The following is a 13554-nucleotide window of genomic DNA, read 5'->3' as shown; positions in this document are numbered from 1 at the left end:
TTTTTATCATATTAGCGAATAATCCCAGTCATGAAAAAAGCCCTCATCCTCAGTGTAATCCTCTTTGTAGTGCTCAATGCAAGTGCACAAAAAAAACAAAATATTTACTTCCTTAAAAATAATGGTAAAGAAGTAAAGCTTCGAGATAGTGCAGATTACATTCGTGTAATTGAAGAGCCAGATTCTGGAGAAAAACAATTTAACATTAAAGAATTCTATCAAAATGGCACTAAAAAGTTAATAGGCAAAGTATCTTCATTTGAGCCTAGAATAATTTACGAAGGGCTTATTGTTAGCTTTTATAAAAATGGAATGAAAAAAAGTTCTATAAATTATAAAAAAGACGCTTGTGTTGGACTAGCCTATTATTTCTTTGAGAATGGTAAAGTGAAAAAACAATTAGAATATCTTGAACAGGATCCCGCCGAAAAAAAAGCTGCAAAAAAATTGGAGCAAAACTCTAAACTGATCTATCAGGTAGATTCATTGGGGAAAGTTTATGTTCAAGATGGTAATGGACATTTAATAGACACCACTAAATTTGAAAGTGACAAACTGGTTGAAGAAGGCGATTACAAAGATGGTTTTAAAGAAGGGGTTTGGAAAGGTAGATATCTTTCAGGCAAATCTAGCTATACTGAAACTTATGTTACTGGCAAATTTGTTTCTGGTGTAAATACAGTTGGAGACAAAACTATCGAATATACTACATTCGAATCAGCTCCTCAATTTAAAGGTGGGATCAATGAATTTTATAAATATTTATCAAGAGCAATTAAATATCCTAAAGAAGCTTATACCAATGGAATTGCTGGAAGAGTAATAGTTAGTTTTACCATAGAAAAAGATGGACAAGTTGTAGATGCCAAAATCGATAAACCGTTTTTCCCATCAATTGATGAAGAGGCCATTCGTGTAATGATGGCATCCCCAAAATGGATTCCAGGGATGCAGCGAGGTCTTCCAGTAAGGGTTAAATATAATATCCCGATTTCTTTTAAGACAAGATAATTAGAAGGCACAATAATTTAGCAGCGCATTCAATGGAACTTCAAAGTAGTAATATTAATCTTGAATATTGTAGGGCAAGTTCTATGAAACGATTTGTAAACTATTTTATAGATGCAACTGCCGTTTACATTGTAATAATGTTTATTGGTTTTCTGGTTGAAATATCGAACCCTGGAAGTTTAACTGAATTGAAGAGGGGATTAATTGAAGAAAGGTTATTAGGATTTGTTTTATATGGTTTTATTATGTTTTTAATTGAAACAGTTTTTCGAGGAAAATCATTAGGTAAATTAATTACAGGAACTAAAGCAATTAACATAGATGGAAGTAATTTAACTTTGCAAAAAGCGATTCTTAGAAATTTCATCAGAGCAGTTCCTTTTAACGCACTTAGCGCATTAGGTGCCCCTTGCAAGCCATGGCATGATAGCTGGTCTGATACAATAGTTGTTGATGAAAAAGTATTAAACCTTCAGGAAAGAAAAACTGAGTTTTTTGAAAATCTTAAAAATCAAAGGCAATAATCTTTTTGTCTTGAAGCATTCTATCTACAAATTTTTTATGGTTTTTCGGGCTGCCAACTGCTATCCAGGTTCCACTAATAATGCCGTTTGCCAACTCTTGTTTACCTCGGCTTAATTGTAGTTTAGAATTTCTGATGTAATCTTCATAATCATCTAAACTTTCATTTTCGTATCTTTTTACAATGCGGTAGGTTCTTTTTGTGAAACGGCGCTCTACGAAATTCTCAACATAAGGAAATATCAATAAAGCCAATAATACTACAACTGTGACACCAATGGCTTGTTCGTAATAATCACTGCCAATAGCCATGCCAATAGCAGCAACAATCCATATTACGCAAGCGGTTGTTAAACCTTTAACCTGATTGTCTTCCTTAAAAATTACACCAGCCCCCAAAAAGCCAATACCTGTTACAATATTAGAGGCAATTCTATCCTGGCTATTTAAGCCAATCTTTAAAGATAAAATGGTAAATAAAGTAGATCCTAAGCCAATCATGATCATGGTTTTTAATCCTGCTTGTTTACTTCTAAATTCTCGTTCTAAGCCAATTAATCCGCAAAGCAATGTTGCTATTAAAAATTTGTTGACTTCGCTTTGCGTAAGAAAATGATTGCTGTCTAAAATGTTACTCATCATATTTGATCCGAATTGCTAACAAGTTCGAAATTAATATTTAAATAACGTTAAGATTAGAGTAAAGTTTTTAGGCTGTAAACTATATTGAGTATGGTTGGTGATAGTAAAATTATACAACCTTATTAATTTGCAGAACTAAGTTTCTTTTCGTTTTCGGTTTGCGGTTTTCCGGCAGCATTTGGTGTGCCTTTCCCAGTGGTGATCAATTTTCTCAAACTATTTTGGATATAATTTGTCCACGAATCTTCGCAAATTTCATAGCACTCATATTCCGGTACTAAGCCATGATGTGTCATTTGGACTTGAGTTTTATCCCCTACTTTAGAAATTTCGAAAATGATTTTTGTACCTGTCCATTCGGTTTTATCCTTGGTAAATTGGAAATAATTTTCCTTTACTAGCCAAACTACTTTTTTGTCTGGAATAAACTCTACAATTTTCATTTTACTTCGATGTACATCTTCATAATGATAATCAAATTCACTATTTAATTTATCTGTGCTACCTTCTATTTCTTCAGACCACCATCCACAAACATTATTGATGGCAGCAAATACTTTTGCCGGAGATTGGTCTACTATTAATGTTGTTGTAAAATCTTGATTTTGCATAGCCGTATTTTTTGGTTAGTATCATTAACGTCTACTTTGGTTTTGGCTGTTTTTTGATCACCTGTACAGGAGTTTAGATTGCAATCAGTACCGCTAAGCTAAATAGACGTATGCTTTTTTCTTGTTATTACTAGTAAATGTAGCGTTTAACCAATAATAGAGTAGGGCGCAAAACGGACTATTTATAGGGTGATTTGGGCAAGAAATTTTGAGATTTCGCCTTGAATGTCATGCCGAGCTTGTCGAAGGTTTTTTAAGTTCTTCGACAAGTTCTAGCTGACAATAGGATATTTTTAAGCTTTAATAAAAGCTAACAAGTCTTTATTAATAGTTGCAGCTTCTGTTGTTGGCATGCCATGCGGAAAGCCAGGATATGAAATTAACTTGCCATTTTTTAACAATTTTGCGGCTCTAACACCTGTAGTTTCGAAAGGAACGATTTGATCATCCTCTCCATGTAAAACCAATACTGGAACGTCTACACTTTTAAGGTCCTCTGTAAAATCAGTTTCTGAAAATGCTTTGATACAATCATAATGTGCTTTAATTCCACCCATCATGCCTTGGCGCCACCAATTATTTTTAACCCCTTGTTGTGCTTCAACACCTTCGCGGTTATAACCATAAAATGCATCAGTAAAGTCATGAAAAAATTGTGGACGTTTTGTAGCAACCCCTTCACGTATTCCATCAAATACAGCTAAAGGAACACCATCAGGATTATTTTCGTTCTGTACCATTATGGGTGTAACTGCACTTATCAATACTGCTTTAGCAACTCTGCCTTCACCATGTTTTGCGACATAACGAATTACTTCGCCACCACCGGTTGAGTGACCAATATGAATGGCATCTTTTAAATCTAGTGCCTGTGCAAGTTCAGCAACATCTGCTGCATAGGTATCCATGTCGTTTCCTTCTGCTGTTTGGGTAGATCTTCCATGCCCTCTGCGATCATGTGCAATTACTCTATATCCTTCTTTTAAGAAAAACATCATTTGTGCATCCCAATCATCGCTAGATAACGGCCAACCATGATGAAAAACTATTGGTTGTCCTGTTCCCCAATCTTTGTAATAAATTTCTGTGCCGTCTTTTAATTTTAATGTACTCATCGTTTTAGGTTTTATGATTGATAATTATTTTATTTAACAGACAACCGAGATGCTCCCAGTTTGTGTAAACAAAAATAAGTTGTAAGTATTACTAAAAGATTTGATGTATGATAAGAAATGAATTTAATTTTGAATAGAGCCTTAAATATTTAGGATTACTAATTAAAAAACGTGCGGATATTCTATATGGTGTCTTACTAATCTTGTAGTACTTTCCAAGTCCCCTTTAGGGGATTTAGGGGTGAAAGAAAGTTTGTTATAGGAGCTTAATTTATTCCATCCTTTTTTGTTGTTCACTTATTTCTATGGTCTTTTTAAGTCGAGATATTCTCGTGTTTTCTTGCTTTGCACTCATGATCCAATGTTTCATTACTTTTTTATAAGAGGGCGCTTGTGTGTCAAAAAACTTCCAGGCAAGCTTATTCTTTTTAAATAAGTCTTCATAAGCAGGATCCAGATTTACAGTTTCCTTTTCATGTGAATAAATCCTTGATTTTTCTTCTTTTCTCAAATCAAAAGCTTTTTGTCCAGCTGTAGTCATTAGCCTTGCTTTTGTAAGTTCTTCAACCTTTTTAATGTTAATGGCACTCCAAATACTTGTGTTTTTTCTTGGGGTAAAGCGGATGGTATAACTTTCATTGTCAATAGATTTTCTTACACCATCTATCCAGCCAAAACAAAGTGCTTGATCAACGGATTGTGACCAACTGATAGAAGGTTTTTTGCTAGTTACTTTATAGAAACCAACTAATAATTCAATCTCCTTGTTATGGTTTTTTATTAACCATTTTCTAAAGTCTTCTGGTGTTGCAAAAAAGGTTGGTTTCATTTTATAGGTCTGTTGAAAATTTGTAAACCTTTAATCAGGTATCATTAATACTTTTCCAGTACTGTGTCTTCCTTCCATAAAATCATGGGCTTTTTTACCTTCAGATAATTTGAAAATTGTGGGTGCAGCAACTTTAATTTTCCCTTCAATAATCCAGTCGAAAAATACCTTTGATCTTTTTAGTCGCTCTTCTCTCGAGGTAAGATAGTTCCATAAATCACCTCCAGTAATTGTTTTAGAATGAGCAATAATCCATAATGGATTTCCAAGTTCTAGTTTTCCACCAGCGAGCCCAAATAGAACTACCTTTCCCAATATTTTTGTTACGGAGAGGCTTAACTCCATTGTAGTTCCGATACTTTCATATACTACATCAACACCATCTGGACAAACTTCTACAACTTTAGCCGACCAATCTTGGCTATATAAAAACACATTATCAGCACCTAAAGAAAGAGCAATTTGCTTTTTGCTCTCAGAAGAAGCTAAGCCGATTACTTTTGCGCCCAATATTTTGCATACTTGAATTAACAATTGACCAACACCTCCAGCTGCTGCATGAATAAGTACAGTTTCTCCTTCTTTTATTTGATGGCTATCGGATGTTAAAAAATGAGCGGTTAAACCTTGCAACATGATAGATGCTGCAATTTCAAAACTGATTTCATTAGGTAATGGAATTAGATTCTCAAAAGGGACAGCAACTAAGTCTGCATTTGCAAAAGGCACATCAGCAAATGCAACTCTATCGCCTATTTTAAATTCAGTGTGGCCATTATTGTCTTTAATGATGCCTGCTCCTTCAAAACCATTAATATAGGGTGCATTTCCTCTCATTGGATATGTTCCGCTTCTTCTCATCAAATCGGCAAAATTTAAACCAATGGTTTTCATTTCTACCAATATTTCATTACGCTGCAAAATCGGGTCGTTTACTTCTTGGTATGTTAATACATCAGAACTTCCGAATGATGATAATGTTAATGCTTTCATGTTAAAATATAATTTAGAACATAGTTGGGCCTCACAATTACTTCCAGCTTGTATTTGTGAAAGCCTATTTACACCCCAATATACTTGTTTAATTTTCGAGTATTGAGTTTTTTAAACCTATCTCTATGAAAAACTGATTTTGTTATTTAAGTCTGACAAAAGCGAAATACTTTTTGTTGCAAAAGCTTCACGAGGATGAGTATGGCTGTTGCATGAAAAGATTGTAGCTACTGGCGGACTACATTGCGATGAAAATGTTGCTTGTGTTTTGCAAAATATAATTGAGGAAAATAGATGATTTCTAATAAAAACTAGAGCACCTTAAACCATTGTATTTTTTAGATCGCGTACTGTTTGCCCAATACTTTTCATAACCTACACTAACTTCGGTGGTGCCACTTGTATTGGTATAATTAAGTTTAGAAGTGGTAGCATCATGACTTAAACCCACCCTAATTTTTTCGGTATCTCTTCTCCTTAAAAATACATCTAGAATTAATGAAACCACAATAGCGTCAGAACCTCCATTTTGGTTGGTGCGATACCAAACACCCGTATTAAAACCTCTGTATTTAAATTGAGCTCCGGCACTGATAGAACTTACATTACCTTGTTTGTAGTATACTACAGATGGAATAACAAAAGCGCCTTCATCTTCCATGTAATTATAGTTATAACTTAGGGGTATTTTCATACTGGCATTAACAGCCAAGCGCATAGGTAAGCGAGCTTGTGTGCCACTAAAAGATTCATCAGGTTTATTGATGTGGTATATTGAAGCCCCAACCATCGCATTGCGGTAAATAAAATTTACCCCGGCTGCTGGGTCAAAGAAAAACCGATTGGATACCTCTGGTAATTGCGCAGAAGAAACACTACCAGGAATGTACCCAGTCCTTCGGTCTAATTGATCGCCAAAAACGAGTTTAGTCCAATCTATGGTTCTATTGGTAAAACCTGCTTGTAAGCCAAAATTTGCAGTAAAGTCGTCGCCCCCTACGGTATAAGAATAGGTAACTGCAATGTTATTTTTAATTAAATAAGCTACACCTTCACTGCTTCTAGTGGCAGATAGACCAATACCGCCAGATAGTTTAGGTACATACACATCGGCTGCGGCATTAATATAAGAAAGATCACCACCTAAAGCACTCCATTGGTTCCTATAAATCATCCCTACACGTAAATCGCCATCAAATTGACCAGTTAAAGATGGGTTTAAATAAATTGGGGCATTAAAAAATTGAGAAAATAGATGATCCTGAGCTTTGGCATTAAAAAAGCCAAAACTAAAAACTAATCCTAAAAACACGGCAATAATCTTTTTCATCATCTAATTAAATATATTTCCCCTGTTCGCCTAGGCGGTTTTTTATCATAAGTCATTCCTTTCCATTCTGTACCGTTAATTAACTCTACATCAACTTTCCAGAAATAAATTCCCTGTGGTTGTGGCGTGCCATTGTATGTTCCATCCCATCCCTCAATGGGTTTGCCATCTTCTAGCTTAGTAGTTTCCCATATAACTTGGCCCCATTTATTAAATACAGACATACGCCAAGATTTAATGCCAGAACCTACTGCCATAAACTTTTGTAATGGAGAACTCGTACCTCCCGGGATGAATGAGTTTGGCAAATACACATAACCTGGCACGCCAACAATTTGAACGTATTTCTGCAAACTATCTACGCAGCCATACTCGTTATACGTTCTCATGGTTACCAAATACCTCCCTGTATCGGCATATTTATGTGTTGGATCTCTTAATGATGAAATATCTCCGTCGCCAAAGCTCCACTTATAGGTTTGCGGATTGTTTGTGCTTTCATCAGTAAATCTAAAGGTGTAATCTGGTATGCTGATTACTGCCGCAGGTGATATGGCAAAGGCCGCTCTTGGTGGACCAACAATGGTGATGTAATTTGGCCTAGTTACGAGTTGTGTACAGCGAACTTGATTTGTAACCCTTAATGTTACTGTATATTGACCAGGAGGGCCGTTATAAGTATAGGTAGGGTTTGGATCAGTTGAGGTTCCTATACCATCGCCAAAATCCCAATCATAGCGAATAGCTCCAACACTGGTTTGCGTAAAGGCAACAGTTAGGCCTTGACATCCGGTTGTTACATTGGCATTAAATGTTGCTGTAGGTTGTGCTAGTACAACAATTGTTTGAATGGCAGTTCTTGGCGATGAACAATCATTGTAAGCGGTCATTAATACATCATAGGTTCCTGGTTGGGTGAAAACGTGCCTAATGGTTTCTGGTATTCCTGTCGGACTTGGAATTATTGGCGTTCCATCTTTGAAATCGTATGTAAACCTAGTTGCTCCCTCTGAGTTATTAGTGAAAGTAACTTCTGTACCTGCACAAATGGTTTGTTGGGCAGGAGGGGCAAAAAATATTGGTGTAATGGTATTTGGCGTTACGCGTACAAAAATTGGATTACTTGTTACCGATCCACAAGCATTGGTTGCTGTAATCGTAACAGGAAAGTCTGTAGCTATTGCTGTGGTGTAAGGATGAGTAATTCTATCACCCCAATTGTATGCCTGAGGAGCTGAACCATCGCCAAAATTCACGACGTAGGTATTGGTTTCTTTGCCTGGGGTGTTATTGGTAAACTCGGCTAAGAATGTGGAGCATCCATGGTCTACCACAGGTGAAATTGCCGGAATAGGCATAGAGTTTACAATCACCGAGTGGGTTACACTATTGTCTCCGCACCCAGAAATTACCCGAAGTGTAATGTCGTATCGGCGATCAATACCTTGGTTACCAGGAGCGAATGTTATAGTTCCGAAATCTCTTGCATTTGATCTCACAATGCCATCAATGCTCCATGAATAAATATTGGCGGGATCATGAATGGTAGCATTGGTAAAAGTAACCGATAAAGGCCCACAACCCGAATTTAAATCTTGTGTAAATTGTGATACAATATTTTCCCTAGTTCTAAAATTATGTGAAAAATCTTGAGGCGTGCAGCCATTATTACTAGTTACCCTTAACAAGATGCTTACCGTTTGATTGTAGCCAACAATGGTATATCCAGGGAAGGTAATTCCAGTGCCGATTGAAACCCCATTGGCAAACCATTCATAAGTGCCATTTTGTGCAGCAGGTGTTGCTTGAATATTACTTGAATTAATGGTAAATGGGCTACAGCCAACATCTTGTGTGTAAGTATAATTTGCTCTTGCATTCAGGTTAACAGTTATCCTAACTACGTTACTTATGTTTTGTAAGGAATTTGTGCATGGGCCACTACTTACTAGTCTACGGTAATAGGTAGTTTGTATAATGGCAGGCGGAGCATAATCTTTGTTTGTTGCACTAGGTACAAAAACCCACACCACACCATCTGTACTTTGTTCCCAACCATAGGTGTAGTTGTTGCCATCTCCGCCGGTTGGCTGTGAACCTATAATAGCGTTCGGTGTAGTAGATAGGCAAATGTTTTGATCGCTTGCTATTGTATTGTTAGCAATGGCAGGTAAGGCAATAATGTTTAAGGTATTGCTTGTGGTTAAACAAACCCCACTTGAAACTACTCTACGATAAGACATACTTCCTATTACAGTTACATTTAAATCGCGACCTGTTTGTCCATTTATTACAGTCCAGGGTGCATTACCTGTTGGGCTACTTTCCCAACTATAAGCATAAGTTCCGCTTCCGCCAATTGGCACACTACCAGACAAGGTAATAATTTGACTATTACAAGCTGTAGGTGTTGATGTAGTGATCGTATTGTTTTGTAAAGCAGCTAAATTGTTGATGACAACATCGTCAAAACTTGCTGGACAAGGAGCAGTACCAGAGATAGTCCAGCGGAAGGTATATGTTTGTCCCCCAACTAAATTGGTAACTGTTGTGTTATATTGACTTGATGTAAATACTACACCTGTTTGTCCAGAAATTAATGTCCACTCACCATTATTTGGAGCGGGGTTGTTTCCAGCGAGAGTAGTTGAAGTTGCATTACATAGATTTTGGTCAATGCCTGCATTAGCACCTACTGCACCTTGATTTACAGTTATAGTAGAAATGGTAGAATTTGCACTTGCGCATGTGCCACTTTGAACCACTGCTCTATATTGAGTAGTAGCGTTCAAATTGATATAGGTTAATGTTGTTGTAGTATTTGCTATTGATGTCCAAGCAATGCCATCTGTTGAACTTTCCCACCTTATCACATTTCCAATATGACCACTCAATGTAATCGTACCTCCATTAGAACCTGCGCATACAGCGTTGTTTCCTGCTGTTGTACCCCCGTTAGAAGGGAGATCAATCTGAACCGTAACATCATCTGTGCTTGGCGGACATGATGGCGATCCTGAAATCGTCCAACGGAAGGTATACGTTTGTCCAGGTGTTAATCCATTTGCTATTGCATTAGGAAGAGAGGCATCGTTAAAGGTTATCGCTGGGTTTGCAGGTATAACAGACCACATGCCGGTATTAGATCCAGGGGTATTTCCATTTAAGGTAGTGCTAGTTACATTACAAAGTACTTGCGCAGGGCCAGCATCAGCGGTGGTGACTTGTTGATTTACAATAATAGTGGAAATCGTAGAATTGGCAATAGCGCAACTTCCACTCTGAACTACTGCCCGATATTGGGTAGTTACTGTTAAATTTGAATAGTTTAAAGTTATTGTCGTATTGGAAATGGGAGTCCAGCTGATCCCGTCGGTTGAGCTTTCCCATCTGATTACATTTCCGGTATGGCCACTCAAAGTAATTTGTCCAGCATTGCCTCCCGCACATACAGCTTGGTCTCCAGAAGTTGTTCCACCTACTGAAGTCGGACTCACGGTAATTGCTACATCGTCAAAACTACTTCCACAATTTTGGCCACCAGTAATTGTCCACCTAAATATATAAACGTTACCAGCCTGTAAACCATTGGCCGTTGCTGTAGGGCTGGTATCATTCGTAATGGTTACCCCAGAAAATGTAGTTACCTGAGTCCATAACCCTGTTCCTACAAAGACCGTATTGCCTTCAAGTGTATAACTTGATTGTGCACATATGTTTCTGTCTTGTCCTGCATTGGCAATTGTTGGTTGAGGGTTAACGGTTAGCGTTACTGTTACAGACTGACCGTTACATCCATTGGTGATTGGAGTAATGGTGTAAGTTACTGTGCCGGGTGTTGTTCCCGTATTTGTTAAAATTTCATTAATTGATAGGCTTGAACTAGGGTTTGTATTATTTGTATTCCCACTCAATCCTGTAGCTACGCTTGTCCAAGTATAAGTTGTTCCATTTAGATTCGAGGCTAAAGTTATGCCTGCCCCCTGGCCGCTACAAATAATTGGATTGGCGGCTGTAGCGGTTGCAATGGGTCTTGGATTTACAGTAACTGTAAAAGTAAAGGGAGTACCAGTACAGCCATTACTAGTCGGCGTAATTGTATAAACAACTATCGCAGCTGCATTTGGGCTGGTATTGTTGATATCATCATTAATAGCACCAGACCCACTTGGGCTAAAATCGACGGCATTTCCATCGGCATTTACTGCAGTCCAGGTGTAAGTACTTCCTGCTACTGTAGAAGTTGGTGTATAAGTCGCAAAATCTCCAGTACAAATGCTTTGCGTGGTATTCGTACCTGTATTCGCTGGGTAAATATTGATGCTAAAAAGCTCGTCAACAATAGCACATGTGCCACTAAGACCGGTATTAACCCTTAACCTCACATTAGCAACACTAGCATTTCGTTCGGCTGTAGTTGGGGTATAGGTTGTTGTTAAATTGCTTGGATCTGAAAATCCAACAGTTGTTCCAACGCTATTGATCCATTGAAAGGAAGAATATGTTCCAGAAATGGATCCTGTTAAATTTGCAATTGCATCATAACAAATCGGATTTGATGCGGCAGTAACAGTCGGTACTGGAGATTGGATGAAGGTAATAACTTGAGAGTCTGATTGTGTGCCGCAAACATTCGTTACGGTTGACGTAACAGTATAGGTATCAAAGTCATTGAACCTAATCGTTGGATATTTTGAATTGAGGGGAGTAACAAAGTTATAAGTACCACCATTCGCACTCATTACTGTCCAAGCGTAAACATCGTCTAATGCTGTTTCAGTTCCGCTATATTGAGTTGCGGTTGGTCCAGGTGTGGTAGAAAAATTAAACGTACCTGTGTTGCACAAGGAAATATCTGGCGACAATGTTACCGTTCTAGCTGCATTTACAGTAATCTGTTGGGTAAAAGCAGTTGTTGTACCACATGTTGGTGTGGTAATTCGTAAACTGATGTTATATATTCCAGGTTGTGAAAAGGTAAAAGTTGGAGGTGTAGCAGAAGTTGTAGTAATGGGAGAGGTAGGAGTAACTCCAGCTGAAGGTGTTACAGACCAAACATAAGTGACATTGTTATTGCAGGATATATCTACTACCGAGGTATTTATTGGTGTAACCGGTGTTGTTGTGCAGGTAGCAGGGGGGATGGTAAAAGACGGCGTTGGTCGATTTTGGATACAAATAAAATGATCCACTGGAGGCCCCTGACAGTTGGTGAGACTTGTTGATTCGAGTGTGATGCGATACGTTCCTGGAGTCGAAAATGTGCGTAAAAGGTTTGTCGAAAATGGAACGTCATTTAAAACCATCACGCCGTTTACATACCAGTTAAATCTTACATTATTATCTTGGCAGTTCGGAGCCGTGCTAGAAGGACTCTGCCCTAAAATTGAATTATTTGTAAAAACATTATTGCCATTTACACAACCATTCAAGGGACCCCCTATTCTGTTCTCTGTAATTTCTACCACAGTGGCAGTGGCTGTAACGCCATTGCCAATATTTCCGCAAATGGTAGCAGTTTGTATATTTACATTAAAAGCGTTATTAGGCTGTCCACAGGAAGATTGTGTATAGCTGTGATTTACTGTTCCGCCTTGGAGGTCACAAAATGTATATACGTTTGACGTGTTATCTCCCCAGTTAATAGTGTAGGTATTGCCCGGAAAATTATTTTGGATACCAGTGGACGAGCTTACATCAATAAAGTATTGTAACGAACCACCAGGTAAGCAAACTACTGAAGAATTACTTGTGGTAAACGATGTATTCGCATTATTGTTGATGATAAAGTAGGTTCGTGTTGCCACAGTTCCGTCTGGCATTACGGCTTTCACAAATGCAGTATAATGTGCAGGTTGGGGATTGAAAGTTTGGATAGTATTGGTGATATCTAAAACGGTCGGTGGTGCAGGGTTTAGGCGATTGGTTATCGTTGCGGTTACCGTACTTGTAGGGGTCGATTGATTGGTAAGGTTGATGTTTGCACCGGGACCTGTCCTAGCAGAGCAAAACCCAAATGCTTCTGGAGTAAGTCGTGCGGCCGTTTGCGCTGTCGCCGCTGCGGTAACTAGGGTCCCATTTTTAATTTCAAAGGTATTCGATACCGCAGAGACTAGCAATGGTGGAAGCGTCGACTTGATCCTTACTTGATATCCCGTTCCAGGCAATGTTCCAGCAGGGATAACGCCATTAACAAAAGCACTGTAGAAACCGTTATATGTTCCAATTCGTACTTCAGAAGTAAAGTTGCCATTAGCATCAGAAAGCCAAAGCTCAAAAACGTTTCCTGGTCTAACGCAGGTTGAAGGATCAAGTGTAAAAAGCGCAGAAATAGTTGATTCTGGAGTATAAGGTCCTGGGTCGACCGTCGACATAGTTAGTTGAGCAGATGCAACAGATGCAAAAACACACAAAATGCTTACTAACAATAGTCGCGCTAATTTCACAATAAAATAATAGTGTACGTAAATATAATAAATATCTATGAAGTACAATCTAGAG

9 protein-coding genes are annotated in these 13554 nt (G+C 38.0%); 2 read left to right on the top strand and 7 right to left on the bottom strand.

Going from position 1 to position 13554, the window contains the following annotated elements:
* Positions 1–30 precede the first annotated feature (30 nt).
* Both FA048_RS01440 and FA048_RS01435 read left to right on the top strand, forming a co-directional pair.
* Positions 31–1011 carry an energy transducer TonB gene (locus FA048_RS01440; protein ID WP_136838233.1) on the top strand — a complete coding sequence of 327 codons (981 nt, stop codon included), beginning with the start codon at positions 31–33 and terminating at the stop codon, positions 1009–1011.
* A gap of 32 nt (positions 1012–1043) precedes the next feature.
* On the top strand, positions 1044–1535 hold the full coding sequence (locus FA048_RS01435; RefSeq protein WP_136838231.1) for an RDD family protein: 492 nt from the start codon (positions 1044–1046) through the stop codon (positions 1533–1535).
* On the opposite strand, the gene FA048_RS01430 is transcribed toward FA048_RS01435, so the two are convergent.
* The 7 genes from FA048_RS01430 to FA048_RS01400 all read right to left on the bottom strand — a co-directional run bounded on the left by FA048_RS01430 (position 1516) and on the right by FA048_RS01400 (position 13499).
* Positions 1516–2175 carry an MgtC/SapB family protein gene (locus FA048_RS01430; RefSeq protein ID WP_225872447.1) on the bottom strand — a complete coding sequence of 220 codons (660 nt, stop codon included), beginning with the start codon at positions 2173–2175 and terminating at the stop codon, positions 1516–1518. The two genes, FA048_RS01435 and FA048_RS01430, sit on opposite strands and share 20 nt — an antisense overlap.
* 122 nt (positions 2176–2297) lie before the next feature.
* A complete protein-coding gene (locus tag FA048_RS01425) occupies positions 2298–2786 on the bottom strand; it encodes an SRPBCC family protein (protein ID WP_136838229.1) in 489 nt (162 codons plus the stop codon).
* Between the two features lie 293 nt (positions 2787–3079).
* Complete coding sequence (locus tag FA048_RS01420) at positions 3080–3901, bottom strand: alpha/beta fold hydrolase (RefSeq protein WP_136838227.1); 822 nt, start codon at positions 3899–3901, stop codon at positions 3080–3082.
* Positions 3902–4172: 271 nt separating this feature from the next.
* The gene (locus FA048_RS01415; protein ID WP_136838224.1) at positions 4173–4730 is read right to left on the bottom strand and encodes a YdeI/OmpD-associated family protein; all 558 of its coding nucleotides are present in this window, start codon (positions 4728–4730) and stop codon (positions 4173–4175) included.
* A 30-nt stretch (positions 4731–4760) separates the two neighbouring features.
* On the bottom strand, positions 4761–5723 hold the full coding sequence (locus tag FA048_RS01410) for a quinone oxidoreductase family protein (protein ID WP_136838223.1): 963 nt from the start codon (positions 5721–5723) through the stop codon (positions 4761–4763).
* A gap of 301 nt (positions 5724–6024) precedes the next feature.
* The gene (locus FA048_RS01405; RefSeq protein ID WP_136838221.1) at positions 6025–7056 is read right to left on the bottom strand and encodes a PorP/SprF family type IX secretion system membrane protein; all 1032 of its coding nucleotides are present in this window, start codon (positions 7054–7056) and stop codon (positions 6025–6027) included.
* On the bottom strand, positions 7053–13499 hold the full coding sequence (locus FA048_RS01400; protein WP_205943407.1) for a PKD domain-containing protein: 6447 nt from the start codon (positions 13497–13499) through the stop codon (positions 7053–7055). Before FA048_RS01400 ends, FA048_RS01405 begins: the two co-directional genes overlap by 4 nt.
* Between the last annotated feature and the right edge of the window lie 55 nt (positions 13500–13554).

The organism is Pedobacter polaris (assembly GCF_005116505.1).
In the GTDB taxonomy this organism is placed as follows: domain Bacteria; phylum Bacteroidota; class Bacteroidia; order Sphingobacteriales; family Sphingobacteriaceae; genus Pedobacter; species Pedobacter polaris.
The sequence above is the reverse complement of the archived record's forward strand: the minus strand, read 5'-3'. Positions and strand labels throughout refer to the sequence as shown.